The 25,878-nt window shown below is 56.4% G+C and carries 23 protein-coding genes; 17 read left to right on the top strand and 6 right to left on the bottom strand.

The features are described from left to right. Window positions 1-393 (top strand): hypothetical protein (locus B5D61_RS26380; RefSeq protein ID WP_176159471.1); only part of this gene is annotated, 393 nt, incomplete at its 5' end. A gap of 177 nt (window positions 394-570) precedes the next feature. Continuing rightward, the gene (locus B5D61_RS15910; RefSeq protein WP_176159470.1) at window positions 571-2,064 is read left to right on the top strand and encodes a tannase/feruloyl esterase family alpha/beta hydrolase; all 1,494 of its coding nucleotides are present in this window, start codon (window positions 571-573) and stop codon (window positions 2,062-2,064) included. 34 nt (window positions 2,065-2,098) lie between these two features. Here B5D61_RS15910 and B5D61_RS15905 read toward each other — a convergent pair whose 3' ends face one another. Next, window positions 2,099-3,487, bottom strand: coding sequence for an NAD(+)/NADH kinase (locus B5D61_RS15905; RefSeq protein WP_078814393.1), 1,389 nt, complete (start codon window positions 3,485-3,487; stop codon window positions 2,099-2,101). A gap of 169 nt (window positions 3,488-3,656) precedes the next feature. Here B5D61_RS15905 and trhO point away from each other — a divergent pair, with 169 nt between their 5' ends. From trhO to B5D61_RS15835, 14 genes are all read left to right on the top strand, one after another. After that, window positions 3,657-5,456 carry an oxygen-dependent tRNA uridine(34) hydroxylase TrhO gene (gene trhO, locus B5D61_RS15900; protein WP_078814392.1) on the top strand — a complete coding sequence of 600 codons (1,800 nt, stop codon included), beginning with the start codon at window positions 3,657-3,659 and terminating at the stop codon, window positions 5,454-5,456. A gap of 126 nt (window positions 5,457-5,582) precedes the next feature. After that, on the top strand, window positions 5,583-7,343 hold the full coding sequence (locus tag B5D61_RS15895) for a GspE/PulE family protein (protein WP_078814391.1): 1,761 nt from the start codon (window positions 5,583-5,585) through the stop codon (window positions 7,341-7,343). Window positions 7,344-7,363: 20 nt separating this feature from the next. Further along, on the top strand, window positions 7,364-8,596 hold the full coding sequence (locus B5D61_RS15890; RefSeq protein WP_078814390.1) for a type II secretion system F family protein: 1,233 nt from the start codon (window positions 7,364-7,366) through the stop codon (window positions 8,594-8,596). 45 nt (window positions 8,597-8,641) lie between these two features. Then, complete coding sequence (gene gspG / locus B5D61_RS15885; protein WP_176159469.1) at window positions 8,642-9,091, top strand: type II secretion system major pseudopilin GspG; 450 nt, start codon at window positions 8,642-8,644, stop codon at window positions 9,089-9,091. A gap of 24 nt (window positions 9,092-9,115) precedes the next feature. After that, on the top strand, window positions 9,116-9,610 hold the full coding sequence (locus B5D61_RS15880) for a pilus assembly FimT family protein (RefSeq protein ID WP_078814388.1): 495 nt from the start codon (window positions 9,116-9,118) through the stop codon (window positions 9,608-9,610). Beyond that, window positions 9,607-10,068: a PulJ/GspJ family protein gene (locus tag B5D61_RS15875; RefSeq protein ID WP_078814387.1), complete on the top strand. Its 462-nt coding sequence runs from the start codon at window positions 9,607-9,609 to the stop codon at window positions 10,066-10,068. The genes B5D61_RS15880 and B5D61_RS15875 overlap by 4 nt, the downstream gene beginning before the upstream one ends. Continuing rightward, on the top strand, window positions 10,043-10,726 hold the full coding sequence (locus B5D61_RS15870) for a type II secretion system protein (protein ID WP_078814386.1): 684 nt from the start codon (window positions 10,043-10,045) through the stop codon (window positions 10,724-10,726). Before B5D61_RS15875 ends, B5D61_RS15870 begins: the two co-directional genes overlap by 26 nt. Window positions 10,727-10,732: 6 nt before the next feature. Then, window positions 10,733-11,671 carry a type II secretion system minor pseudopilin gene (locus B5D61_RS15865; RefSeq protein ID WP_078814385.1) on the top strand — a complete coding sequence of 313 codons (939 nt, stop codon included), beginning with the start codon at window positions 10,733-10,735 and terminating at the stop codon, window positions 11,669-11,671. After that, entirely contained in the window at window positions 11,655-12,875 is a 1,221-nt protein-coding gene (locus B5D61_RS15860) for a hypothetical protein (RefSeq protein WP_078814384.1), read from the top strand. The genes B5D61_RS15865 and B5D61_RS15860 overlap by 17 nt, the downstream gene beginning before the upstream one ends. Then, window positions 12,872-13,468 (top strand): hypothetical protein, encoded by a 597-nt coding sequence (locus B5D61_RS15855; protein WP_078814383.1) that lies wholly within the window; start codon window positions 12,872-12,874, stop codon window positions 13,466-13,468. Before B5D61_RS15860 ends, B5D61_RS15855 begins: the two co-directional genes overlap by 4 nt. After that, window positions 13,465-14,058 carry a hypothetical protein gene (locus B5D61_RS15850; RefSeq protein WP_078814382.1) on the top strand — a complete coding sequence of 198 codons (594 nt, stop codon included), beginning with the start codon at window positions 13,465-13,467 and terminating at the stop codon, window positions 14,056-14,058. Before B5D61_RS15855 ends, B5D61_RS15850 begins: the two co-directional genes overlap by 4 nt. Before the next feature lie 51 nt (window positions 14,059-14,109). After that, window positions 14,110-14,502 carry a DUF3307 domain-containing protein gene (locus tag B5D61_RS15845; protein ID WP_078814381.1) on the top strand — a complete coding sequence of 131 codons (393 nt, stop codon included), beginning with the start codon at window positions 14,110-14,112 and terminating at the stop codon, window positions 14,500-14,502. 117 nt (window positions 14,503-14,619) lie between these two features. After that, complete coding sequence (locus B5D61_RS15840; RefSeq protein WP_078814380.1) at window positions 14,620-16,650, top strand: sensor histidine kinase; 2,031 nt, start codon at window positions 14,620-14,622, stop codon at window positions 16,648-16,650. Between the two features lie 8 nt (window positions 16,651-16,658). Continuing rightward, a complete protein-coding gene (locus B5D61_RS15835; RefSeq protein ID WP_078814379.1) occupies window positions 16,659-18,563 on the top strand; it encodes a response regulator in 1,905 nt (634 codons plus the stop codon). Window positions 18,564-18,588: 25 nt separating this feature from the next. On the opposite strand, the gene B5D61_RS15830 is transcribed toward B5D61_RS15835, so the two are convergent. Next, complete coding sequence (locus tag B5D61_RS15830) at window positions 18,589-19,203, bottom strand: MBL fold metallo-hydrolase (protein WP_078814378.1); 615 nt, start codon at window positions 19,201-19,203, stop codon at window positions 18,589-18,591. Window positions 19,204-19,304: 101 nt separating this feature from the next. On the opposite strand from B5D61_RS15830, the gene B5D61_RS15825 reads away from it, so the two are divergent. Continuing rightward, entirely contained in the window at window positions 19,305-21,638 is a 2,334-nt protein-coding gene (locus B5D61_RS15825) for a carboxy terminal-processing peptidase (RefSeq protein WP_078814377.1), read from the top strand. 133 nt (window positions 21,639-21,771) lie between these two features. Here the strand turns inward: B5D61_RS15825 and B5D61_RS15820 are convergent, their stop codons facing one another. The 4 genes from B5D61_RS15820 to ilvD all read right to left on the bottom strand — a co-directional run bounded on the left by B5D61_RS15820 (window position 21,772) and on the right by ilvD (window position 25,850). Continuing rightward, complete coding sequence (locus B5D61_RS15820) at window positions 21,772-22,782, bottom strand: dihydroxyacetone kinase subunit DhaK (protein WP_078814376.1); 1,011 nt, start codon at window positions 22,780-22,782, stop codon at window positions 21,772-21,774. A 71-nt stretch (window positions 22,783-22,853) separates the two neighbouring features. After that, window positions 22,854-23,399 carry a YraN family protein gene (locus B5D61_RS15815; RefSeq protein WP_217698994.1) on the bottom strand — a complete coding sequence of 182 codons (546 nt, stop codon included), beginning with the start codon at window positions 23,397-23,399 and terminating at the stop codon, window positions 22,854-22,856. Then, a complete protein-coding gene (surE, locus tag B5D61_RS15810) occupies window positions 23,396-24,091 on the bottom strand; it encodes a 5'/3'-nucleotidase SurE (protein ID WP_078814375.1) in 696 nt (231 codons plus the stop codon). The genes B5D61_RS15815 and surE overlap by 4 nt, the downstream gene beginning before the upstream one ends. A 79-nt stretch (window positions 24,092-24,170) precedes the next feature. Beyond that, entirely contained in the window at window positions 24,171-25,850 is a 1,680-nt protein-coding gene (ilvD, locus tag B5D61_RS15805; RefSeq protein ID WP_078814374.1) for a dihydroxy-acid dehydratase, read from the bottom strand. Window positions 25,851-25,878 lie beyond the last annotated feature (28 nt).

The following is a 25,878-nucleotide window of genomic DNA, read 5'->3' as shown; positions in this document are numbered from 1 at the left end:
ACCCCGCTGCAGCCGCTGCCTCGCACGGCGTTGACGGGCGTGAAGGACAAACCGCCGATCACCAGCACGCTCAGTGACGTGGTCGCAGCGATCCAGGCACATCCACAGGCTTCCGCCCTGCTGACAGCCACGGCCTCCAGCGGCAGCCTGGGCAGCACGGTGATGCAGGCGATGTCGAGGACGTATCTCAGCGGCAGCACGGGTCGCACGTCGTATCAATGGACGCGTCAGGATCGCTTGGCCGGGGTGACAATGCCGGATGGCACGCAGCATGACTACAGCTATGATTACCGCGCGGGTCGCCTTCTGGGGGACGGATGCGACGTCTTAACGTCTTTTAGACGGGTTTGTAGCTGCTGGTGTGGCCAGCGGTCTGCCGAGGGCCTGCCGTGAACGGGCCTCATCGCAGTCCATGGATGCAAGCTATGTTGGGCTTAGTAGAGCGTCTGGCCGACACTTTGGCATCGCAGGGGCAATGAGTCTGTTTTTAAAAGCACCTGGAGTTTGCTCGATCGCCAAAGAATGGTGTTGGAGGCATCGTTGGATGTTCTGCCCTGCTTTATGAACCAAATGATTTTTTCACTCAGCCTTGCGATGGTGTTCAGTTGTTTCTCCGCCTCTGGCGAGACACCGCCACCCTCTCCAGCGCTTGAGGCCAAGCTGACGGCTCTTCGTGAGGTGAAGGTCGATGCGGGAGCGATCACCAGCGTGCAGAGGGATGCTTCGGGCAAGCGGATCGTGGTGAAGCTGGTGCTCAACCCCGCGAAGGAGTCCAACATCAAAGTCGAGGTCTGGCTACCGGATAGCGACAATTGGAACGGCTGCTTTCTCGGGCTGGGCAACGGAGGCGCGGCAGGGAAGATCAATCCGGGCGGGCTTTCCTCCATGAGCGGGCAGGGGTATGCCGTCGCTACGACCGACATGGGCACCGCACCGAATCCTGACTCCGGCATTGGCAATCCCGAGGTCTGGAAGGACTTCGGCTACCGGGCCACGCACCTCATGACGGTCGTGGGCAAGCAGATCACCAAGGCGCATTTCGGTCGCGATCCCGAGTATTCGTATTTCAGCGGCGGCTCCACAGGCGGTCAGCAGGCCTTGCAGGAGGCGCAGCGTTATCCTGAGGATTATGATGGCATCGCTGCGGCTGTGGCGGCGCACTGCCGCACTCCGCTGCATGCCTATTTCCTGTGGAATGAACAGATCCTTCAAACATGCCCGTTCTCGAAAGAGCAGGACGCCAGTGTCATCGCCGCAGCCAATGAGCACATGGCTTCCAGGGAGATCCCCGTAGTCGCAGGCAAGTTCGTTTCCGATCCCCGCTGCACGGCTCAAGACATCGAGGCCGTCATTGCACTGGCTCGGAAAAAGGATGCCTCACTCACCGATGCCCACGCGGCTGCGTTGAGAAAGCTTTTCGCCGGTCCCCGTCACGCCGTGACCGGTGAACGCCTCTTCAATGGCGTCCCGTTCGGCAGTTCCATTCTGGCCTCGCATGGCCATCTGTATCTTTTCAATTGGGTCTTTGGTGCCGATAAGAAGATGACCGAGATTAACTTCGGCGATGATATGGACACCTACACCTCGAAGCTAGCTCCGTATCTCAATGCCGAGAACCCTGATCTCAGCGCCTTTGAAAAGCGCGGGGGTAAACTCATCATGACCCTCGGCACCGCCGACTCGGTCGTGCCGTATCATGCCTCGATGGATTACTACGAGCGCGTGATCGCTCACTTCGGCGGTAGCCTGGACAAAGTCCGTTCCTTTTTCCAATTCTACATTGTCCCCGGCCTCGCCCACGGTGGTGGTCCTGGCATCAATCAGCCGCCGAATCTCCTCGAAGCCGTCCGCGCTTGGCGAGAGACGGGTGTTGCTCCCACCTCCTTGTTAGGCCGCCATGCCGAGGAGAATGGCAAAGGCAAGACTGTCTGGGACATGCCGCTGTATCCGTATCCCACCCGCACCGGATGGAATGCGACGACATCGAGCTTTGAACCCATGGAAGGACCCCGGGGCGGAGTCGATCGAATCGCAGAGAGGTTTAGACCAGCAGCGGCGGAGTGATTGAGCGCACTCTGGGCTGAATGCCATTCTAGAATCACCCCACCTGAGGGCGGTGGAACTGGATGGCGGCGATTTTTTCGGCCATGTCGTGGCTGGCGCAGAAGGCGACTTCGGCGCAGGCGGCGCGGCTGATGCGGGCCCGGAAGGAGACGACTTCACCGAGGCTGAGGCCATCCACGAAGGCTTCGACGGGACGGTGTTCGGGGCTGAGATTGCGCAGTTCCACGGTGGTATCCACGGAGAGCAGGGCGCTGCGCCACTGGGAAGGCTCCATGACATTGGAGCCGACCAATAACCAAGCGGGGGTATCGGCCAGGAGGGGGCTGGCACCCATGCTGCGTGCGTAAGCGGTGGAACCAGCAGCGGTGGCGACGAGGGCACCATCGCTGATGAGCTTGGGAATGCGCTCAACGCCATTGACCCAGACTTGCAGCCAGGAACTCTGGCTGGTGGAACGCTCCAGCCAGGCGTCGTTGAATCCATAGGCCTCCTGCACGCGGCCCTGGCGATCTTCGACCTCCAGATACAGCATGGGGAGCTGACGTAGGATGACATCGGCAGGCGGGAATGAGGAACTGAAGGCCTGCTCGGGGGCGTTCATGAGAAAGCCGAGGTGGCCGGCATTGATGCCGAAAAAGGGGCGGCGCTCACGCCAGCGTTCGCGGATGCAGCGGAGCATGGCCCCATCGCCGCCGAGGACGGTGATGAAGTCGGGTTTATCCTCGGTGCCTGGACCGATCTCGGCCAGCCAGCCCTGGGCTTTGGCATTGTGGTTATCGGCCTGGATGGCGTAGCTCTGGCCGCTGAGGCTTTGGCGAGCCCAACTGCTGGGATTCGGCGCGCGGTAGAGACCGTAGCGCTGGATGTATTCATGGGCCCGCGGGGCTAGAAAGTGGGCCACGTTTTGCCCATGGACGAGGTGATCTCGGATGAGGGTGCTGGAGCCGGGTTCCTCAAGGACAATGACATGCGATTGGGGCGGGAGATCGGCCCGATCAATGGTGTAGCCGGGACGGGTAAGGATGGCGAAGTGGGCGCTCTGCCACAGCTCGGGTCCGTGGGCCCAGGTGCGCTGGATGAGTGACTTGCCGAGAGCGCCGCCGCTGACGAGGTCACCTCCGACGACATGCCAGACTTCGCCCAGGCTTTCATAGCGCTTTTGCAGGTCCCAGTTGCGGGTGAAGGTGGCCTGTTCGAGATCGAAGAGATCCACAGTGACGCGGGGCAGGTCGCCAAAGGTGAGATCGGCCAGCGTGGCGCGGTAAACGGGCGGGATGGAATCCGTGACGGGCTTGTCCGGGCGCGGGCCGCAGGGGATGACGCGCACTTCATCGAACTCGCGTGCGAGTCGCTGCGCGATGACTCGATGGTGAAGGCCGGGAGGATTGAAGCTGCCTCCGAAGAGGGCAATGCGCTGGGGCATGGTGCCATGTTGGCGGCAGTGACGGGAGAGGGCAAGTCTTCAATGCGGACGATGTGGACAGGATCGGATGGCTGTTTGCCAAAATCCGTGTGTCACGATTCCGTGTGCAGTGGATGGAAAAAGGAATACAATCTCTCCCCCTCCGTCCGTTTTCCTTTTCCCCTTTTCCATGCCTGAGACTGCTGCCCCTGTCATCACCAACATCGCCGCCTACAAGTTCGCCACGCTGACGGACCTGAAGTCTCTGCGCGAGCGTTTGGTCACTCAATGCCGTGCCTGGGGCCTGAAGGGAACGATCCTGCTGAGCACGGAGGGGATCAATCTTTTCGTGGCAGGACCGGCCGCTGAGATCGAGTTGCTGCTAGCCGACCTGCGCGCCATTGAGGGGCTGGAAGGTCTGATGCCGAAGTACAGTGAGAGTGACGAGCAGCCCTTCCGCCGCATGCTGGTGCGCATCAAGAAGGAGATCATCGCCTTTGGCGTGGAGGGGATCGAGCCTGCAAAATACACCTCGCCACGGATGGAGGCACGGACGCTGAAGCAGTGGCTGGATGAGGGGCGGCCCATCACGCTGCTGGATACCCGCAACGATTACGAGGTGAAGCTGGGCACCTTTAAAAATGCCCACATCATTGGGGTGGATCACTTTCGCGATTTCCCCGAAGCGGTGCGCAAGCTGCCGGAAGAACTGAAGAACCAGCCCATCGTCACCTTCTGCACCGGAGGCATTCGCTGTGAAAAGGCGGCCCCTTTCATGGAGCGTGAGGGCTTTCAGCAGGTGTGGCAGCTGGAGGGCGGCATCTTGAAATACTTCGAGGAGGTCGGGGGGGATTATTATGATGGCGAGTGCTTTGTCTTCGATCAACGCGTGGGGGTCGATCCAGCTCTGGCGGAGACGGAATCCACGCAGTGTTTTGTCTGTCAGACACCACTGAGTGAAGAGGATCAGAAGGATCGCCGCTATGAGGCGCATGTGTCCTGCCCCTACTGCTACAAGACGACCGAGGAGCAGATGAAGGAAAGCATCGCGGTGCGGCATGAGCAGATCCGTCTGCTGACCACGCCGCTGCCGGGCAGCGTGCCCTATGACCATGAACAGCCGCTGAATGTGCCTCAGTCCTGCGATGGCCTGACGCTGCTGGATACCCTGGCGACGGTGCTGCCGCATGTGCCACGCATGGAGTTGCTGATGCGTTTTGAAAATCAGCGTATTCTCAATCAGGATCACCAGCCCGTGCCTCCGCATCAGGTGGTGCGTGCGGGTGAGCGCTACCTGCGCCTGATCCCTGCGCTGGTGGAGCCTGAGGTGAATTTGGATATCCGGATCCTGCATGAGGATGAGGCGGTGATCGTGCTGGAGAAACCGGCCCCGCTGCCCATGCATGCCGGGGGACGCTTCAATCGCAACACGCTGCAATACATCCTGCATCAGGTGTATGAGCCGCAGAAACCACGCCCCTGCCATCGCCTGGATGCGAATACCACGGGCCTCGTCATCGTAGCGCGGACACGTCACTTTGCCGGACAGGTGCAGCGGCAGTTTTCCCGAGGTGAGGTGGAAAAGGTCTATCTGGCCCGTGTTCAGGGACATCCAGAGCAGGACAGCTTTTCCTGCGAGGCACCCATCAGCGATGTACCGGGGGCACTGGGAAGTCGGGAGGTGGATGAGGAGCAGGGGCGGGAAGCCCGCACGGAGTTCCGTGTCCTGCGCCGAGATGCGGATGGCTCCGCGCTGCTGGAAGCTCGTCCCATCACTGGCCGAACCAACCAGATTCGCATTCATCTCTGGCAGCTCGGTTTCCCCATCGTGGGAGATCCGGTCTATCTGTCAGGCGGGCAGGTGGGGGATACCCAGACGCTGGATACCGAGGCAGCACCGCTCTGCCTGCATGCTTGGAAAGTGACTTTCACTCATCCGATGCAGAAGCAGCGAGTGGCCTTTGAAACGGCGTTGCCGACGTGGGCCTAACGAGGGGGAGGCTAATCATCAAGGGGCGCAAAAGGTTTAGAAAGATTTAATTCTTGCTTTTTATGGTAAAAACCATAATTATTGAACTGAATCCAATAGGTCCTCATCTGTCCTTTTGCCTCCCCCATGATGCCCTTGATCCAGAAAATCCTCGCGGAAGCGGGATGCGGTGATAACCCTGCCGTGCAGCAGGCGGTGGAGGAGGCGTGCTACAATCAGACCTCGTTCGTGGAGGCGGTGCTCGACTGTGAAGGCGTGCGGGAGCGCGACTTTCTCCTGGTCCTGGCTCGTACACTGTCGTTGGCGTGGTGGGAGGGCGGGGGAGATCACCCGGCCGAGCCTGGGCTGCGTCGTTACCTGCCGGCGGAGATTGCCTTGCGGCATCGTTTGTTGCCTGTGGGGGTGCAGGACAAAGGGGATGCGGAGGGGAAACCCGTGCTGCATCTCGCCACCTTTGATCCGCTGAATCTCGTGACCCATCAGCGTGTGGCGTCCAGTCTGAATCAGGCGGTGGTCTGGCATGTGGGGCAGCGCACACGCATTGTGGAAGGGCTGCAAAAGCTCTATGGTCTGGGTGCGGATACCTTTGAGAAGATCCTGCGCGGACGTGCGGACTGGGGTGCCGAGGAGATCGGTGATGAAGTGACGGTCTTGGATGAACCTGAGGATGAAGAAGCCAGTGTGGTGCGCTTTGTGAATCAGATCATTCGCCGGGGGCTGGAACAACGTGCGACGGATATCCACGTTGAGCCCCAGCAGGATCGGCTGCGCATTCGCTATCGCATTGATGGACGTCTCGAGGAACTGCCGGTGCCGGAGAACATCAAGTCTCTGCAAGCTAGTGTGATCGCGCGTCTCAAGATCATGGCGCGGCTCGACATTGCAGAGAAACGCCTCCCACAGGATGGCCGCATCAACCTGGAGATGGATGGCATGCCCATTGACGTCCGCGTCGCCACCATCCCGAGTGTGGAAGGGGAAAGCATCTCCCTGCGGTTGCTGTCCCAGCAGGCGATGACGATCAGTCGTCTCGGCCTAACCGATACGGTGAAACCGGTGGTGGATGAATTGCTGAAGCTACCCAATGGCATCATCCTGATCACGGGCCCCACGGGTAGTGGTAAGAGCACCACGCTGTATGCCTTCCTCAGTGAGATGAACCAGACGCATCGTCGCATTGTGACGATCGAAGATCCGGTGGAATACAAGATGCCGGGGATGGTTCAGATTGCGGTGAAGCCGGAGATCGGTCTGACGTTTGCTTCGGGTTTGCGCAGCATCCTGCGTGGGGATCCCAACGTGGTCATGGTGGGGGAAATGCGTGATCTGGAAACCACCGAGATCGCCATCCGTGCGGCGCTGACAGGTCACCTTGTCTTTAGCACCTTGCACACCAATGACGCGATTGGCGGCATCACTCGACTCGTGGACATGGGGGTCGAGCCCTTCTTGGTGAGCAGTGCCGTGCGGGCCTTTCTCGCTCAACGTTTGGTGAGAAAGCTCTGCCCGCTTTGCAAGGCTCCTGCGGAAGTGGAGTCTGACTATTTAAAGAGCATCGGATTCCCGCTGAATGTGTCGGGTCAGATCATGCGCGCGGTTGGTTGTGAAGCCTGTAGAGGGAGCGGTTATCAAGGGCGGCTGAGCATCTACGAAGTGGTGCTGATGACACAAGCTCTGCAACATCTGATCAATACTCGAGCCCATCCGGCAGAGCTGCAAAAGCAAGCCTGCCAGGATGGTTACATCCCCATGCGTGGTTATGGTTTCCAAAAAGTGTTAGCCGGGGAGACCACCATTGAAGAAGTGCTCAGCGTGACCTCTGCGGGGCGCTCCTTTCATGAAACGGCACCACGTCTGACTCAACCGCTTCACCTCGTGGCTGCTTGATTTTCTGACTCCTACCCCTTATGCCCACCTTCGCTTACAGCGCTCATGGACCCTCCGGTGTCATCACCGGAGAGCTGACGGCTGTGGATCGGACAGAGGCGATGAATTTGCTCAGCAAGAAACGCCTGCAGCCGTTTCGACTCGAGCAAGCTGGCGGCGTGGAAACACGAGCGACCCCTCGATCTGCTGCTCCCGTTTTCACCGCGGGACCGATCCGATTGAAGTTGTCGCAGGTGGTCTTGTTTACGGAAGAGCTTTCCGACCTTCTAGGGGCTGGCATTCAGCTTGAGCCTGCTTTGGCGACCATGGAACGTCGGCGTGAACTCTCCAGTGTGAAGACTTTGGCTACAGCCCTGCGCTCCAAAGTGCGCGATGGGATGCCTTTTTCCAAGGCGATTGCGGCCACCAGCCCGAGCTTTGGCAATCTGTTCTGCGCACTGGCAGCGGCGGGTGAAGCGAGTGGTAGCTTGCCTGCTATTTTGCGTCGTCAGGTGGAGTACCTGCGTTCTCTGGCGGCCTTGCGCAGCAAGGTGGCTTTTGCTCTAATCTATCCGGCGTTCTTGGTCGTGGCGGCCGTCTCCGTCACCTTGCTGTTTGTGGTGTATCTGATCCCAAAGCTCACGGAGCTGTTGGATTCCACAGGTGGTTCCTTGCCCTTGGGCGCGCAGATCATTCTGAGCTTCAGCGAGTTTATTAAAGCCACCTGGTGGATGATCCTGCTGGGAGCCATGGCGGTCTTTGTGCTGATCAAAGCCTGGTTGAGACGGCCAGAGTCACAGATTCCGTGGGCGCGCTTTCTGCTGCGGTTACCCTTGTTCGGAAACATTCTGAAAGCCCGATTCTATGTGCAGTTTTTGGAGACAATGGCCAATTTGTTAGGCAATGGTTTGCCCATGGTTCAGGCCATGCAGCTGACGCATCAGGCCATCGAAAACCCGCACTACCAGCGCGAATTCGAAGGGGTGATGCGGCATGTCGGAGAAGGGGTGAGCCTTTCCCGAGCGCTGGACCGCAGCAACATCTTTCCTGCTTTGTTACTGGATATGGTGAACGTGGGGGAGCAGACCGGCGACCTTTCTTCGGCGATGGGTAAAGCAGCGGAACGTTTTGATCGTGAGCTGGGACAAAAGGTGGAGAAGCTCAGCGCTTTGGTGCAGCCGCTGATCGTCTGTCTGATGGCGGGGATGGTGGGCATCATGGCCTACCTCATGATCACCACGATCTTCCAGACCATCTCCGGTATGAGTCAGTAGTGAATGATGGCGAACCCAGATAGCAGAAAATTAACCCCGATGGATATGAAGATAGAAACCCTGAAAATCAAGCAATGTAGGCAAACTCGCTCCGCAGGCTTCACGTTGGTGGAGATGGTTCTCGTGCTGGGTATTGTCGCACTATTGGTTGGCGCTGGTATTGTGTCATTGGTAGGGGTGCTCGACTCGGGGAAAAAGACTCGTGTGAAGGCTGACCTCAATACGCTGACGGCGGCTCTCCGCAGTTATGAAACGGACAATATGTTTCTTCCCAGCTCTGAGCAGGGATTGATGGCACTTGTGCAGAAGCCCTCTTCTCGACCCGCCCCCACCAACTACACGCCCAAGCTGAAGAAACTGTTGTTAGATCCTTGGGGGAATCCCTACCACTACCGCCGCCCAGGATCGAAGGATAAGGGGGGATTCGATGTCTATTCTGCAGGCCCGGATGGACAGCCAGATAGCTCGGATGATATCGGCAATTGGGATCTGTGAAACGCTTGTCAAGGCGTCAGCTGAATGACCTCTCGTTTAACCAGCACGAATGAAAGCCAGCCGCGGGTGAGGACATCTCACTCTCGGCTTTTAGCCTTACAGAAAAGGGCCGCTGGATTCACTTTGATCGAGGTCTGCGTGGCCATGGCCATTGGGGTTTTGATCTTAGGGATCGCCGTCATCAGTATGGCCGGTATGCAGGCGGAGACGCAGCTCAAGCGCATGGCTTCTCGTGTGGAAACGTTGGCGCGGCAATCGTTGCAGGAAGCTGTGATGAAGCAGCGCCTCATTCAACTCGATCTCAATGCGGGCCTCGGCGCGGAAGGGCGTCTGCAAGTCAAGCGTGTGGGGGATTCTCGGTTTCGGAATCCACAACGCGGAGAGATTTGGGAGTTCAGTCCCACGGGTATTTGTGAGCCGGTGGAGGTGCGTGTGACCAACGAGGCGGGTGTCATCGAGTTGGCGTTTGATCCGCTGACGGGATGCGCGGTTCGTAAAAGTATCATCGTCAAATCATGAGAAGCCATTTTCCCAGTCAGCATCGGGGTTTGGTTTCTCGCCAACTCTCAACAGTCAGTGTGCGAACCCATTCTGCACAAGGCTTTGCGCTGTTAGAGATCATCTTAGCCTTGGGGCTTTTCTCTCTCGTGGCGGTGGGGATGACCCGCGCTTTGGATCAGATCGCCCAGACTTCCAAACAAGCTCGACAAGAGGCACAGGTATTGCGGGTTTTGGAGTCGGTTTTAGCCGAGGTCTCGCATCAACCGGAACTGAAACCCACAAGCGTGAACTTCCCCAAGACCGATGATGGTGTGGATGCACGGGCGAGAGTTTCGAAGGTTAAACTCATCACCAAAGACAAGACGGAACTCGATCATGTCTTTCTCATTCAGGCTGAAGCCTGGCTGGAAACCGGCCTGAAGAAGTCGCTGAAGAGGCACATGGAAACGTATGTTTATTCACCCACCAGTCCGTAAAGTTTCGGGGGGCTTCACTTTGCTCGAAGTCATCGCGGCGCTCGCTCTGATCTCGCTGATTATCGGCGGGGTGTATGGCGTGGCGGATGGAGCTCTGCGGCTCAGCACCTCGATGAATAAGGCCCGCATTGCCGAGATGCGGGTGACGAACTTCGTCAATCAATGGCGGGACTATCTGGAGAATGTGCCCCCGACGATTCAGCTTTCTTCAGGCTTAGAAAAGGTCAGTCGCGGTGCTGCGGGCACGCTCTTAATCGAAGGCGGCCAAGTCCCATTTGCCTGGACTGCGTCCTTGCGCTTGGCCGATGCCGTGGAGTTTGCGACGGTGAAGGCTGAGGATCGAAAGTCTCTCATGCTGGTGGTGAGACACTTGAAGCTTTTGGAGAAACCCACCGCTTTAGATCACTATGAAACCCTGGCTGAACTTCCTTTGTTGAAAGGCCTCAAGGAGTTCAAAACGCAGTTTTACGATCCCATCGAGAAACGCTGGTATTCATCCTGGGATCCGAGAAAGCAGCCCAGGCCGCCTTTGTTCATGCGGTTGCACTTTGCATTTAATGATGACCCACGAGAGCATGAGTTCACGTTCTGGATCGCCAATGACCTACAACCTCTACAGGCAGCGGTCACACCACCTGCCAATATTCAGCAACCTTGATTGAAGATGCGTCTGCCTCCGCTCCATCGCCGTCGTCAGCAGGGCTCCGCACTTGTCGCGGTGTTCTGGATGATTGCCGTGCTGGGGCTGGTGGTCTATGCCGGGGCCAAGGCGTTGGAAGCGGATACTCAGTATGCTCGGCAGATGCGTGGACGCACTTATGCCAAACGCCTCGCTCAGATGGGATTGGAGATTGGTCGGCACCCGGCTTTACCGGAACATGATCCACTGCTTCATCACGTGAGTCCTGATGGAGGTTCCTATCAAGTTCGCCTCGTGGCCGAAGAAGCTCGTCTTAACATCAATCAGCTTTTAGCCGCTGACGACAAGGTGCTCTTGCCGAGACTGTTTGCGTCATGGGGTTTGAAACCCGAATTCGCCGCCGCCCTGCGAGACGCGCTGAAGGACTGGGTGGATGGGGATGATAAGACGAGCCTGAATGGCGCCGAACGACGTGATTATGAGAAGGCTGGTCTGCAAGGCATGCCTTTCAATCGGCCCTTCAAGGAGATCGAGGAAATGCTCATGGTGAGAGGCATGTCTCAGTTGAATCAAATTCGGCCAGACTGGCGTGAGTGGTTCACGGTGTATGGCGATGGTCGAGTGGATGTGAATGATGCGCGGCCTGAGTTGATCGCCCTTCTGGGGAATGTTCCGGTGGAGCGTGTGCAGCCGCTGCTGACGCTACGGGCGGGGCGAGATGGAGTGCTGCATTCGCAAGACGATGTGAAACTGAGTTCCGTGCCTCAGGTCGCTCAGTTGCTCGGTGTTTTTCAACCTCTCATCGTGGAGCAACTCACGCAGTGGATTCAATTCAGCGGGCCGATACGCCGTATTGAAAGCACGGGGCAGTTCGGTGATATTCGTCGTCGATTGATCCTTATTACCCAAAACCAACAGGCGCTTTGGCGCGGAGAAATTCCCCTGCATGGCCAAGACTCGTAAACCCACCCAAGATCTATTGATGCCGGGTGCGGCGGGTTGGGAGCGCTGGACGGGCTCTCCAGGGGAACCCTGCCAACATGAAGCGCAGTTGGGACACAACACGCTGGCATTTGCACGAGAAGCGCAGTCGCGTGTGTTGGCTTTACCGCTGGCTCATTTCTGGGTTCTGCCGGCATGGCTGCAAGGAGATGACGCTCACTTGCGGGATATGGCGGCTCTGCATCTGGAGCGCCTCGGTGTGCGTGTGGCGGATCTCGAACATGGTTTGCAGGTGCGCAAAGTGGCTTCAAAAGATGGTGCTCACTTGGTCTGTATGACGGCTCTGAAAGAGGCCGCTCTGCCGTCCTTGGATTTGGCGCTTCTTCCCGATGAGATTGTGCTGAGCGCAGACTGTCTGCCGATTCCTGCGGATGCGATGGTGATTTGTCGTGAGCTCGGCAAGCTGGTGCTGATGATCTCACGGGGGCATGAGTGGGTGTATGCCAGCCCACTTTCGGCAGGGGAGTTGAATGCTGATGCCTTGGGTGAGGTTAACCACCTGTGCCTCCAGCTCGGTTTTCAAGGCGTCTTGGGTCAGATTCAGCACATCATCCTGTGGCTCGCCGAAGAAGGAAACCTTGAGCAAATACGTCAGGTGACAGGCTTAACGGCTCTGCGCGAGCCGAAGCCGCAGCCCGTTATGCCCCAGCTTGGGCGTAGCACTTTGGTCCCGTCCGATCTTCTGGAAGCTCGCAAGAAAGGAGCAAGCGCAGCACGGACGCGGGTGATGGCTCTCAGTCTGGGCTTCGTTGCTGCGGCGGTGATTGCTGGGGTGACTGTGTTGACTGTCTGGGCGACTCAGGAGCGCGATATGCTTCGAGAGCGCGTCGCTGAGTTGACCCCGCGTGCGTCTCAAGTGATGGATCAAAAAAAGAGCTGGCTCGAAGCTTCTCCCGCCGTGGATCCCAGTTTCTTCCCCATGCAAGTTTTGCTCGATAGCATGGAGCCTTCGGCCTCACCTGAAGTCTCCATGACTCATTTCGAGTGGACCCCGGATCGCCTTTTGTTGAGAGGCCGCACTCCATCGCCTGCATTGGCCCTGCAGTATGCCAAGGAGATCACTGAAGTGACAGGCCTCAGTCGTTATAATTGGGAGACTCCGCCACCCGATATTGCCAGCGACAACAGTGCTACCTTTGAACTGAAAGGAGGGCTGAAGCCATGAAGAAGAGCGAAAAGCTTCTGCTTGCCGTTTTCGGTCTGTTGTTCATCATCATCATTGGAGGCGGTGGATTGACCTTGGCTTACAATCACTACCGCGAGGTCTCGGATGAAGTGGAGGGATTGAAAAACCGCCTCATTGAGATGAATCAAGCCATCACGGAAGGTGCGGAATGGCAGCGCCGCAGTGAGTGGTTGGATGAAAATGTGCCCACCCTCAGCTCTCGTCAGGAAGCTTCGACTCGCCTGCTGGAGAGCCTGCAGCGCGAAGCGGAAAAAGCAGGCCTAACCTTGGCCGGGCGCGAGTTCTTGGAGTCTCGCTCCAAGGTGGACGTGGATGGCCAGCCAAGTGAAGAGATCTCCGGCTATTTTGAGCAAGCCACCGTGCGTGTGACCCTCAGCCAAGTTAAAGAAGAACCCTTTTTTAAATGGATGCACGCACTCCAGCAGCCTCAGGGCTTTCTGGGGATCACTCGGCTCTTAATCAATCCGAGTGGTCAAGGCAAGACCATCAATGCGGAGGTTGAAGTCACCCAGTTTTATCGCGAACAACCGACGGCTCGGCCCGTTCGGTCATCGGAGGGCACTGAGCCATGAACATCGTAACCTTCATTCGGCACTTTTGGTTTTTCTTGTCGTTAGTGAGTGTTTCCACGCTCATGGCCGCCGAGCCGCCTGTCGCCTTTCCAGATCTGCCTCACTTTGCGCCGTTGTGGGAACGCTCGATTTTCACCACCCGAGATCTGCCTTCTCCAGATGCTCCTGCGGGACCTCTTTTTACCGACGCTCTCTCGTTGGCCGGGGTGTATGAAGTGGATGGGCAAGCAGTGGCGGTCTTGGTGGACCGAACCACCTCCCAGATTTCCGAAGCCCGACTCGGGACGGAGAACGAAAGTGGCATCAAGATTCGCAAAGTAACTCCAGGGGCGACCATGGATAAAACCCGCGTGCAATTGCAGAAAGGTGATGTGGCAGGTTGGGTCGGCTTTGCGGACGTGACGGAAAATCCCGCGCCGTCTGCCCAGGCTTCACCTGCGTTAGAAACCCGCCCGGCTGTGCCAGTGCCGCAGGCTCCGATCACCCCTTTGCTCCCCCCAGCCTCGGCAATGGGACAGGCGAGTCCCGGTCCAAGTGCGGGAGGGCGTCCTGCCGCTCCCCCCTCCGATGTTCCTTTACCTCCGCCCTGAGACTTGATTTTCAAGTTGCGAGTGTTTAGCCCAAATGTGACCTTGTCAGCCATGTCTGAACTCGTGGAGTTTCCCCCGCATCACTGGCTGGCTGCCCTACAAGCGCTGTTTGCTCTTTGCATCGGCCATGCCCTTGCGGATTTTCCGCTTCAGGGGGAATACCTCGCGACTGGGAAGAATCGACGCTTTTTGATGCGAATGCAGGATCCTTCCCGGCCGGTGCATATCTGGGTGGTTTGCATGGGGGCGCATTGCTTGATCCATGCAGGGGCCGTGTGGCTGATCACCGGGTCTTCGCTCTTGGCGCTGATCGAGCTTGTTGTTCATTGGGGAATCGACGTGGCGAAGTGTGAAGGGAAGACCACCTTCAATCAGGATCAGGTGCTGCATGTCGCCTGTAAGGCTGCTTACGTTGGCGCAGGCTACGCCGGGTGGGTTGGGTAAGCTATACAACGCTCTCAGCGGGGAAGTCGGTCCTGCAAATTGCCCGACAAAAAAATTTCATTTAGCAGCGATGAACCTTTGCCTTTGGTTATATAATTGCTATAATCAGTGAAAATTATGGAATGGGGAACCCCAGCTTTGGTTTTCTTGGCAATCACGCTCGCTGTGGGCGGCGCTTGCCTCGGCTTTCTAAAGAAGCGTTACCACCACACACACCACCATCTGATGGTCTTTGTGTTGGTGGGCGCGGTCGGCTATCTCGCGCCCTTGCGTATCCAAAAAAAGGCTCAGCATGAGGGAGATGATCTCCAACAAACTTGGATGGGGGTTTCCCGAACCTTTGCGCACGCCTTGGAGAGAGCCTCTCCCCAGATCAATCAATTAACGGTTGATACGGCTCAGCCCGCCCTCATGCATGTTTTCAGACGCTTGGGTAATGAAGCGAAAGACTGTTCATCGGCGGCTGTGGTCGTCAAAGACAATCAGGGAACACGTCAGTATCATTCGTTAGGTCTTGCGGATTTTAAGGATCGCCCATCCATTTCACCGGAATGTAAAAAGAAAATCGATGCAGGTTTTCGCGGACAGGAAGTCTGGCATGAAGAACGAGGCCGGGATAAGGATAAGCCCCTTAAAAGTCTCATTGCCATCGTGCCTTTGCGAGACGCTGCCGATAACGTGCAGGGTGTGCTGCTCCTTGATTTTACTGTCGAGACATGGAACAGGGCTTGGCTGATGGAGCAGTGGCGGATCGTTGGTGAATTCAGCGGTCTGTTAATCATTTGCGTTTGCCTCGCCGGGTTTCTTGTGGTGACGAGTGAAAACCGTCGCCGTCGTGAGTTGGAAAAGGCAATTCAGCCTCTGATGAAAGACATCGAGAGTCTGGACGGCATGGTGAACTCGGTGGAAGGGGTGGTATGGGAGAGAACCTCGGGCAGCGGCTGCTTCACCTACCTTAGCCAGAATGCGGATGGCTATTTTGGCTACAAACTGGAAAAGTGGAGTGGTGAAAGCAATTTCCTGGAACAGATCGTTCACTCGGAGGATCGCAGCCGTGTTCAGGATGTCTGGAAAGCGGCTCTTAAAAACCTCACCAAATATCAGATCGAATACCGGGTGGTGCGCGCAGATGGCGGCACCGCCTTCGTTCATGAATACGGGCAGGCCGCCCGATTGATGTTGGATGGCAAAGTCTTGCGAGGTATTTTGTTAGACGTGACGGCGCAACGCGAGTCCGAGGCTACGACGCAGGACATGCACAAGATGATGGTGCAAGCCTCTCGACAAGCCGGCATGGCTGAGGTGGCCACAGGTGTGCTGCACAATGTGGGCAACGTCCTGAATAGCCTCAATGTCGGTGCCAAGCTCTTGGCTGAACGGCTGAAAAAGTCCCGCTTGGATAAGCTCTGTCAAGCCACGCAACTCCTCAAAGAGCACTTGCCTTCAGATCCTGACTTTTTTGTCAATGACAAGAAAGGGCAGGTGCTGCCCGGTTACTTGGCAGATCTTTCGGAGTACTTGCGGGACGAACAGAACCGCCTGGATGCTGCGGTCAGCGATATGATCGAACGGATCGAGCACATCCGAGATATGATCATGCTTCAGCAGTCACACAGCAGTGTGCGCACCCTTTGGGAGCCTCTGGATCTGGCCACGGTCATGGAAGAGGCCCTGCGCCTTGAGACAGATGTTCATATCACTCATCAGCAAGTGCGGGTAGAGCGGCATTATGCCGACCTCCCTCCCATCTACTCAGCTCGTGGCTTGTTGCTGCAAATTCTGGTCAATCTCCTGGGGAATGCATGTCAGGCGATGGGGGATAAGCCCGTGAACCAACGCATTTTGACTTTGCGAATCTTGCCCCAAGAAGACCGCGTTAAGATCTCTGTGGAAGACACAGGCTGCGGGATTCATCCGCGGCATCTAACCAACATTTTCACCCAGGGATTCACCACTAAACGAGATGGGCACGGTTTCGGTCTGCACCATGCCTGCCTTCTCGCTCAAGACCTGGGAGGGACGTTGAAGGCGGAGAGTGACGGCATCGGCAAAGGTGCTCGCTTCACCCTCGACATCCCCGCTCGTAAGGACTCGAAATCGGGTCCATTCAATCCCCCGAACAGCCTCCCTGCCTCAACTCTACCGTGAACCCTCGCATGAACTCCACCTACCGCATCTCTGATCCGGCGTCTGATCTTGTGGCTCAAGATCCGTTGCACGTGAATCACCGCATCTTGATTGTGGATGACAACACCACGATTCATGAGGATTTTCGCAAGATCCTGTCGCCCACGGACTTTGGTGAGGCCGATCTGAATATGATCGAGTCTGCTGTCTTTGGCGATACGCAAACCTCGAGGGCCATGCCTGAATTTGAACTGGCGTTTGCTGCCCAAGGCGATGGTGCGGTGAGGCTTGCCGAAATGGGGCTTCAGCAGGGCAGACCTTTTGCCCTGGCTCTGGTTGATGTCCGTATGCCTCCTGGGATGGATGGTATCTCCACGATTAAGTCGCTGTGGAAAATCCAGCCTGACCTGCAGGTCGCCATTTGCACCGCTTACGCCGACTATACCTGGGATGACATCGTGGATCATCTCGGCATCTCCCATCGACTCGTCATCCTGAAAAAGCCGTTCGATCCGATCGAGGTCATTCAGATTGCCAATGCCCTGACCTGTAAATGGGCCTATGAACGTGAGTCTGCGCTCCGCCAACTCGGCATGCAGACTCGACTGTGGGACAATGCCAAGCGCATGGAGGACACCTACGCTCGTCTGCGTCAGGAGCATGAAGACCGCATGCGCCTGGAGGAAGACATGCGCAAGATGCAGAAGATGGATGCGCTCGGTGGTCTAGCGGCCGGGATCGCGCACGACTTTAACAATGTGCTGACCGTCATTCAGGGACATCTGAGCATGAACCTGATGAACGGCGACCAGCCTCCCGGCATCGCTGAATCCATGGGCGAGGTGCTCCTGGCTGCCCGCCGTGCTGCGGACCTCACCAAGCAATTGCTTAATTTCACGAGTCGGGATTACAAAGCGCCTCGGCCTACCTCTTTGGCTGAGGAACTGCAATCTGAGGTGGAGTTGTTGAAGCGCACTTTGGGCAATCACATTACCCTGGATATCAAGATCGATGAAGACCTTCCGGAGGTGATGGCGGATGCGGGGTCTCTGGGGCAGATCGTAGTCAATCTGGCGGTTAACGCCCGTGATGCCATGCCGAAAGGCGGGCAGCTTTCCATCACCACACGCAGAGTCACTGTCACGGATTTGCAGGACGCTAGGGAATTGCATCCAGATGCACGCCCGGGAGAGTTCGTGGTCGTCACGATCAGCGATTCAGGATGCGGCATCCCATCCGAGGTCATCGGCCAGATCTTCGATCCCTTTTATACCACCAAAGAGCCCGGCAAAGGCACGGGTATGGGCTTGGCCATGGTGCGCGGTCTTACCCGCCACATGGGCGGTTGGGTGGCGGTATCCAGTGTGGTCGGAGTGGGCACGGATTTCCATCTCTACCTTCCTGTGGTCGGGGAGAGTTCCATGCTGGAAACTCCGTTGGCTGCCACTAAAGACTTCGATGGCCTGCTTCACGATGTTTCGCCCTGCACCCTGTTGATTGTCGATGACGACACCAGCGTCTGCCATGTGATGAACTACGTCTTGGAGAACCAGGGACATACCGTTTATCAGGCTAAGGATGCCCACGAGGCCTGGCAGCTCTGGCGCGCTCACCGCCACACCATCAATCTGGTCATCACGGATATTAACCTTCCTGGCGATGCCAGCGGGTTCGATCTCGGTCGTGCCATTTTGGGAGATGATGCCACGCTCCCCATCATCTTCACGAGCGGCTACTGTCCAGATATCCTTGGACAGACCACTAACCTACAGCTTGGCATCAATTACCTGCCGAAGCCGTTTGATGTGCTGGACTTGCTGAATGCCGTCGGTCATGCGCTGACGAAAGGACTGCCTAAGATGCTGACCTCGCCTCAGAAAAGCTCAGCCAAGGTGCAGGTTCCGCAGGCTTCCTCGCAGACCACAGTTCAGTGATTGGCTCGCCAATCGTTTCTACGGGCTAGAGAAATGGATTCTCCCGACGCTCGAGTCCGAGCGTCGTTGGAGTTCCGTGACCGGGATAGACCTGCGTGCCTTCAGGTAGAGGCCACAGCTTTTGCTGAATGCCAGTCACCAGTTGCTTGAAGGAGCCTCCCGGAAAATCTGTGCGGCCTAGACTTCCGCGAAAAATAACATCGCCACTCCATAGGACGTTGGATTCCTTCTGCCAAAAACAAACGCTGTCCTGAGAGTGGCCTGGGATGTGAAAGAGCTGCCAAGTGCAGCCAACGACATCAAGGTGTGATTGCCCTGCTAGGAGGTGATCGACTTTGAACTCTGGCACGGAAAAACTGCTCCCTACCATGGCACCAAAAAAGTTTTCCAGGGTCAGATCGCGATCAAAGTCTGACCAAGCGTAGATCGGGCAACGGTTTTCGGCCTTCACTTCCGCGGCGTCCAGAACGTGATCGAAATGCTGATGCGTCAGTAGGAGAGCGTCCACCTTCACTTTTTTGGACTTTAGCCAGTGGCTCACCCCCTGTGGCGCATCCACCAGCAGCGTTCCGCCAGCAAATCGTGCCAAATAAGCATTCGTTTCAACGATTCCGCCCGTATATGTTTCTACTTCCAACATTACTGATGCTGATGTGGGAAACCAGTGGACATTTCAAGCCGCAAACGGCAAAATCCGTGACGATTTCTCCCCTTTCGGTGCGTAACTAGAGAGCAACCCCCATGACTCGCAACCCATTGTCCCTTATGGCCGCCGGTTTGGCGACCATCTCGCTAGCGTTCACGCCTGCCCGGGCTGAGACGAATTTTGGCCAGGTGGCCATGCATGTGGCCTACATGCTCCAGAGCCAGCATTACTCCCATCAAGATTTCGATGATGCGGTTTCGGCCAAACTCCTCCAGAACTATTTGAACATGCTCGACTTCCGACATGTGTTCTTCACGCAGGAAGATGTCGATGGCTTTAAAAGCAAATATGACACGACGCTGGATGACCACGTTTTGATGCGCAACATCAGCCCGGCCATCGAGATTTACGACATCTACACCCAGCGGGTTAAGGAGCGTATCGAGTTCACCAAGACTGCGCTTAAAGATCACAAGTTCACTTTTGATTCTTCCCGCACCATTGAGCTGAAGCGGGATAAGGCCCCTTATCCGAAAGACAAAGCCGAGCAGGATAAGCTCTGGCTAGACATTCTGGAAGATAACCTCCTGCAGGAACGGTTAGCCGATGAAGCCAAGGCTGAGGAGGCCAAAAAGAAAGCTGAAAAAGCTGCTGAGAAGGCCAAGAAGGAAGGTGAAGCCCCGAAAGGCGAATCTGCCAAAGCTGAACCCAAAGCCGATGCCTCTAAGGCTGTCGCGTCCGCTGCTAAAGAAGAAAAACCTGAGACTCCAGAAGCTCGTGTGTTGAAGGATTATGAGCGCCTTCTGGAAAGCATCGAAGAGAACGATCAAGAGGATGTCGTTGATTTCTTCCTCTCCAGCTTGGCGGCTGCTTACGATCCCCACACGGAGTACATGAGTGTCAATGAGACGGATAACTTCAACATCCAGATGAAGCATAAGCTCGTGGGCATCGGCGCCCTGCTTGGGCTCGTGGATGATGTGGCCCAGATTCAGGGTATCGTTGTCGGGGGACCTGCGGATAAACAGGGTGAACTGAAGCTGAATGACAAAATCACAGGGGTCGCTCAGGGCGACGCTGACTTCGTGGAGACCAAGTACATGAAGCTCCAAAAGATCGTGGACATGATCCGTGGTCAGGATGGCACGACTGTTCGTCTGCGTGTGAATCCTGCAGATAACCCTGCCAGCACCACGATCATCAGCATTGTGCGCGGTGAGGTGGAATTGAAGGAAAAGCTCGCCAATGCCGAGCTTCTCATGACTCCTGCTGAAATGGGGCCGCGTCTCAAGATCGGCTGGATCAATCTTTCTTCCTTTTACGCCGATATGGAAGAGGGCACCGTCAGCACCACCGATGATGTACAGCGTTTGCTCAGCCGTCTCATGAAGGAAAAGATCGATGGTCTCGTGCTTGACCTCCGTGGCAACGGTGGCGGCTCGCTGGAAGAGGCGATTCGTCTGACCGGTTTATTTGTTCCTTCCGGCCCGGTAGTTCAGGCCAAGGATTGGCGTGGCTCCATCTCCTGGCGTGAATGTGAAAATCCTAAAGCCTTTTACGATGGCCCGATGATGGTGCTGACGGATAAGACCAGCGCCTCCGCTTCGGAGATCTTGGCAGCAGCTCTGCAGGACTATCGCCGCGCCTTGATTGTGGGAGACAAGTCCACTTTCGGTAAGGGCACTGTCCAGACCATCCTTCCAGTGGAGCGTTTCATGCCCTTCTTTAGCGACAAGAGCCGTGCTGGTAACTTGAAAGTTACCATCCAGAAGTTCTATCGTATTGCAGGGGGCTCGACTCAGCTCAAGGGCGTGGAACCCGATCTGGTGTTGCCTTCTATTCGCGACGTTTTGGACATCGGCGAAGCTTCCGCAGAAAATGCCCTTCCGTATGACACCATTCCGGCTCGCAAGTACAATCTTATTCACGAGAAGCCATTCCCTCTCGAGGAGATGACCACCCGGTTGAAGAGTCGTGTGGATAAGAATCCTGAATTCCAATATGTCGTGGAAGAGTCGAAGCGACTGAAAGAGCGCATCGACCGTAACGTGGCCTCCTTAAATCTGGCTGAGCGTGAAAAAGAAGCCGCAGAAACGAAGGCTCGTCGTGAGAAGCAGGATGAAGAGCGGGCTACTCGGGTGAAAACTCTGAATGAGAAGCTGAAAGACGATGGCTTCAAAGTGTATCACCTCACCTTGGATAACGTCGATGCTCCTGAGTTGGTCTTGGAATCCAATTTCACCCGTGAACAAAGCACAGGTATGAAAATGGCTGCGAAAGCCGATGGTGAAGAAGGTTCTGAACTGTCCAAGTTCCCTTATGGCGTTGAGCCCATGAAGCTTGAGGCTATCAATATCATGCGCGATTTCCTTGATCTGACGACCAAGCGGCCGACTACGGCTAAGGCCGACGAAAAACCTGCGAAGTAACTTTCGATCGCTCGATAAATCACAAACAGAGCCCTTCTCTCAGGAGAAGGGCTTTTTTATAGATTGGCCTAGGGCAGCAAAAAAGGCGGCACTGAGTGCCGCCTTTTCGACGAAAAAGTCCGAGTAAGATCAATTACAGCTTGGTATAACCGACGCTCTCGCAAGGCAGATCCCAAAGCTCTTTCAGTTCGCTGTCCAGCTTCGTGATGCTGAAGCTGACGCCTGCCATCTCCTGGCAGGTGACGATGCTGTCCACGATAGTCTGATGAACTTTGATGCCTTTTGCGTCGAGGATTGGGCGAGCGGCACGCAGGAGGATGAGCAACTCCATCATGTGGGTGCTGCCCAAGCTGTTGACGAAGAAAACGATTTCATCACCAGCATTCAACTCCAAGTCATCGCCGAAAAGCAGTTCGAGCATCTTGGCTGCAAGTTCATCAGCGGTGCACATGGGGATGAGTCCCACGCCTTTTTCACCATGGATGCCCATGCCAAGGCCGATGACGTCATCAGCCAATTCAAAGGTGGGTTCGCCTGTGGCAGGGATAGAGCCTGGCTTTGTGGAGACGCCGACGGTGCGGGTGGAATCCACGGCTTTCTGAGCAATGCGGGCCAGTTCATCCAGGGTATCCACTCGGGTAGCGGCAGCACCCGCCAGCTTCACGATGGGGACGAGACCTCCCACACCGCGGCGTTTACCTTTTTCGGAAGGAGGAGCGGAGCAGACGTCGTCATTGATGATGACGGTCTTCACGGTGATGCCTTCTTCCTCGGCCAGTTCGGCTCCGATGTCGAAGTTCATGATATCCCCTGCGTAGTTGCCGTAGAGATAAAGGACGCCTTTGCCGCGGTTGACGGCCTGGGTGGCCTCCAAAACGATGTCAGGTGGCGGTGCTGCGAAGATGTCCCCTACAGCGGCACCATCGCCCATGCCTTTACCCACGAGACCATGATAAATCGGTTCATGACCAGCACCGCCACCGATGAGCAGAGCTGGGGCACCCGGACGAAGATCGTTCATCACGATGGAGCGCTTGCCGACACGCTTAGCTTTGCCGTCATAGGCCAGCACCAGGCCTTCGAAGAGTTCGTCGGCACATTTCAGGGGATCGTTGATGATCTTCTTCGCGGAGTTTTTGCTCATAGTCGGGTTGCGATGGTTTTGGGGTCGCAAGGTTTAGCGGGTTGCCTTTGCGATGTCAAAGCATGAAGTGATCATCGTCCGCTCAGAGCAGAATCGGGCAGGGTGAAAGCGTTTTCGATGATGTGCAGGTGAGGGGGCTCTCCTGGAACCAGTAGCACCTCTAAAATATCGAATCGGTGAGGAATTTTCGGTTTCCCTAGAAGTCGTAGCCAATCCAGAGCACCACGCTGGATCAACCTTTGTTTATCTGGATTGACGGCATCAGCTGGGCGGCCAAATCCACGGCTTGTGCGTGTTTTAACCTCAATGAATGTGAGGGTTTCACCATGTCTGGCGACGATGTCCACCTCGCCCCGGCGAGAGCCCCTGTAGTTGCGATAGAGAATTTTGCGATTCTGACAATGTAACCAGCGTGCGCCCAGGATTTCCCCCAAAAGCCCGATTTCGGCACGGTTCATCGGTTGGCCGAGGAGTGTCGGATGAAAAAATGCGTCGAGAGAAATGAACCACGAGAGAGCTTGGCGGCGCAGCCAGGGATGTTTCGTGATGCGGGCGATGATGCCTGGAATGGACCAGGCATCAGGAAGAGCATTGCCGGAATCACGTCTTTCACTCATAACTTCAATCGGGAGACGGCAATCTGTCCACCGAAGCAGACATCCACATCCGAGCCTGGGATGCGGGGGCGTTCTGAATAGGAGGCTGTGTAATGATAGCTGCCTTCTCCCAAAGCCGTGTAGGCGACATTCAGAGGCTGGCGTTCGGGATAACATCTCACCAACGCAGGCATGACCCTAGGCCCTGGCGGATGATGTGGAAAATTTACATTCCAAAACTCCCCATCATGCAGGCGCTCCGCGGAGAGGGTGCGAATGATTTCATGCACCCACTCGGACGTGCGTGACCAGTCCACTTCGATGCCTTTGATCAGATAATGAGAGAATGCCATGGCCGCGATGCCGTGGTAGGCGGCTTCTCGGGCGGCTGACAGCGTGCCTGAGATGACAATGTCTTGCCCCAGGTTACCACCGGCGTTGACTCCTGAGATCACCCAGTCGGGCTTTAAATTCAGGGCATAGAGGGCGATGCGGACGCAATCGGCGGGCATGCCCGTAACCGACCAGCGATCTGCTCCGCGCTCGCGCACGTGGAGGGCACGACGAGTGGTGACGCCGTGCCCGCACATGGATTGCTCATCTTCTGGAGCGACGATGGACACCCGCACTCCAGGCAAAGCTGAAATCGCTGTTGCTAAAGCGGCTAGCCCCGGAGCCTCGTAACCATCGTCATTGGTGAGTAGAAAATGCATGTGAAGATAACTGGCATGATCTTCCAGGTTACGTCGAGGCTCAAATCTAGATCGAGGAAAGTCATAAAGTAATGACCGCTTACATCGCTAATACCGCCCCAGTGTCCGCGCTTCCTACCATGGCAGCATAACGAGCTAAATATCCACGGGTGATTTTAGGGGCGGGAGGTGTCCAGCGCTCTCGACGTTCGCTCAGTTCTTGGTCGGAAACCAAGAGCGTGATGCTTCGTGCGGGGATGTTAATAGCGATGCGATCTCCTGGTTCGATGAAGGCGATGGGGCCTCCTGCGGCAGCTTCAGGTGAAACATGGCCGATCGCTCCTCCTCGGGTCGCTCCGGAGAAACGGCCATCGGTGATGAGTGCCACGGAATCGCCCAGGCCACGGCCGGCAATCGCTGCGGTCGGTGCCAGCATTTCCTGCATGCCAGGACCTCCCTTCGGACCTTCATAACGGATAACGACGACATCCCCTGCTTTCACCTCGCCACCCAGGATGCCGAGATGAGCAGCTTCTTGGGACTCGAAAATGACCGCATTGCCGGTGAATTCCATCATCGAGGGACTCACACCTGCCGTCTTCACCACGCAGCCATCGGGGGCCAGATTTCCAAATAAAACAGCCAACCCTCCTTTAGCGGAGTGGGCTTGATCCAGTGGGCGGATGACGTCATCGTCCGTGATTTCTGCGGTCGAGATGGTTTCACCCAGTGTTAGGCCAGTGATGGTGAGGGTATCTGGATGAAGGATGCTTGGCTTATCGAGCAATCGTTTGAGAATGGCCGAGATGCCTCCGGCACGGTCCACATCCTCCATATAATACTGACCCGACGGAGCCACCTTGCAGAGGTGCGGGACATGCTCGGCGATGTCATTGAAATCTTGCATGGTCAAAGGCACACCTGCTTCCCGAGCTATCGCGAGTGTATGCAGAATCGTGTTGGAAGAGCCGCCCATCGCCATATCCAGAGCCAGAGCGTTTTCAAAGGCTTCTCGAGTCAGGATGTCAGACGGACGCACATCATCTCGCACCAACCGCAGGATGGTTTTGCCTGCGCGCTCAAATAAAGCATCACGAGCAGGATCAACGGCAAGGATAGAGCCGTTGCCGGGAAGTGCCCAGCCAAGAGCCTCGCAGAGGCAGTTCATGGAATTGGCCGTGAACATGCCCGAGCATGAGCCACAGGTCGGACAGGCATTTTTTTCGATGTCGCTGAGTTGTTGTTCGGTGATGGTCTGGGCGGAGAGTTGCCCCACAGCTTCAAACACAGAAGCGAGGTTAAGCGAACGCCCCGTGACCGGGTCTTTGCCTGAGCGCATGGGTCCCCCGGAAACAAATAAGCTGGGGATGTTCACTCGTGCTGCGCCCATCATCATCCCCGGAACGATCTTATCGCAATTGGGGATGCAAACCACGCCGTCAAAACAATGCGCACGCAGCATGGTTTCAATGCTGTCAGCGATGATTTCGCGAGAGGCCAAAGAATACTTCATGCCGCCATGCCCCATGGCAATGCCATCGTCCACACCAATGCAGTTGAATTCAAAAGGCACTCCCCCTGCGGCACGTACGGCATCCCGCACCTTTTTGCCCACGATGTCCAAGTGGGCGTGGCCTGGGATGATCTGAACGAAGGAGTTGGCAATGGCGATGAAGGGTTTGTTCCAATCCTCTTCACTCTGAATCGCGCCAGTGGCGCGGAGGAGACTGCGGTGTGGAGCGCGGAGAGCTCCTTTTTTGATGTTGTCGCTGATGGCCATAAGTCGAAGTTGTTGTGAACTGACGCTG

The organism is Prosthecobacter debontii, from assembly GCF_900167535.1.
GTDB lineage: Bacteria > Verrucomicrobiota > Verrucomicrobiia > Verrucomicrobiales > Verrucomicrobiaceae > Prosthecobacter > Prosthecobacter debontii.
Note: the sequence above shows the minus strand (reverse complement) of the source record. Positions and strands in the feature narration are given on the sequence as shown.

Excerpts from the sequence above, each read along its gene's own strand:
- B5D61_RS15890 (WP_078814390.1), top strand. The coding sequence starts at position 7,364 with ATGCCCACCTTCGCTTACAGCGCTCATGGACCCTCCGGTGTCATCACC.
- trhO (WP_078814392.1), top strand. The coding sequence starts at position 3,657 with ATGCCTGAGACTGCTGCCCCTGTCATCACCAACATCGCCGCCTACAAG.
- B5D61_RS15815 (WP_217698994.1), bottom strand. The coding sequence starts at position 23,399 with ATGAGTGAAAGACGTGATTCCGGCAATGCTCTTCCTGATGCCTGGTCC.
- B5D61_RS15835 (WP_078814379.1), top strand. The coding sequence starts at position 16,659 with ATGAACTCCACCTACCGCATCTCTGATCCGGCGTCTGATCTTGTGGCT.
- B5D61_RS15825 (WP_078814377.1), top strand. The coding sequence starts at position 19,305 with ATGACTCGCAACCCATTGTCCCTTATGGCCGCCGGTTTGGCGACCATC.
- B5D61_RS15860 (WP_078814384.1), top strand. The coding sequence starts at position 11,655 with ATGGCCAAGACTCGTAAACCCACCCAAGATCTATTGATGCCGGGTGCG.
- B5D61_RS15855 (WP_078814383.1), top strand. The coding sequence starts at position 12,872 with ATGAAGAAGAGCGAAAAGCTTCTGCTTGCCGTTTTCGGTCTGTTGTTC.
- B5D61_RS15910 (WP_176159470.1), top strand. The coding sequence starts at position 571 with ATGATTTTTTCACTCAGCCTTGCGATGGTGTTCAGTTGTTTCTCCGCC.
- B5D61_RS15905 (WP_078814393.1), bottom strand. The coding sequence starts at position 3,487 with ATGCCCCAGCGCATTGCCCTCTTCGGAGGCAGCTTCAATCCTCCCGGC.
- surE (WP_078814375.1), bottom strand. The coding sequence starts at position 24,091 with ATGCATTTTCTACTCACCAATGACGATGGTTACGAGGCTCCGGGGCTA.
- B5D61_RS15845 (WP_078814381.1), top strand. The coding sequence starts at position 14,110 with ATGTCTGAACTCGTGGAGTTTCCCCCGCATCACTGGCTGGCTGCCCTA.
- B5D61_RS15875 (WP_078814387.1), top strand. The coding sequence starts at position 9,607 with ATGAGAAGCCATTTTCCCAGTCAGCATCGGGGTTTGGTTTCTCGCCAA.
- B5D61_RS15850 (WP_078814382.1), top strand. The coding sequence starts at position 13,465 with ATGAACATCGTAACCTTCATTCGGCACTTTTGGTTTTTCTTGTCGTTA.
- B5D61_RS15870 (WP_078814386.1), top strand. The coding sequence starts at position 10,043 with ATGTTTATTCACCCACCAGTCCGTAAAGTTTCGGGGGGCTTCACTTTG.
- B5D61_RS15865 (WP_078814385.1), top strand. The coding sequence starts at position 10,733 with ATGCGTCTGCCTCCGCTCCATCGCCGTCGTCAGCAGGGCTCCGCACTT.
- B5D61_RS15880 (WP_078814388.1), top strand. The coding sequence starts at position 9,116 with ATGACCTCTCGTTTAACCAGCACGAATGAAAGCCAGCCGCGGGTGAGG.
- gspG (WP_176159469.1), top strand. The coding sequence starts at position 8,642 with ATGAAGATAGAAACCCTGAAAATCAAGCAATGTAGGCAAACTCGCTCC.
- B5D61_RS15895 (WP_078814391.1), top strand. The coding sequence starts at position 5,583 with ATGATGCCCTTGATCCAGAAAATCCTCGCGGAAGCGGGATGCGGTGAT.
- B5D61_RS15830 (WP_078814378.1), bottom strand. The coding sequence starts at position 19,203 with ATGTTGGAAGTAGAAACATATACGGGCGGAATCGTTGAAACGAATGCT.
- B5D61_RS15820 (WP_078814376.1), bottom strand. The coding sequence starts at position 22,782 with ATGAGCAAAAACTCCGCGAAGAAGATCATCAACGATCCCCTGAAATGT.
- ilvD (WP_078814374.1), bottom strand. The coding sequence starts at position 25,850 with ATGGCCATCAGCGACAACATCAAAAAAGGAGCTCTCCGCGCTCCACAC.
- B5D61_RS15840 (WP_078814380.1), top strand. The coding sequence starts at position 14,620 with ATGGAATGGGGAACCCCAGCTTTGGTTTTCTTGGCAATCACGCTCGCT.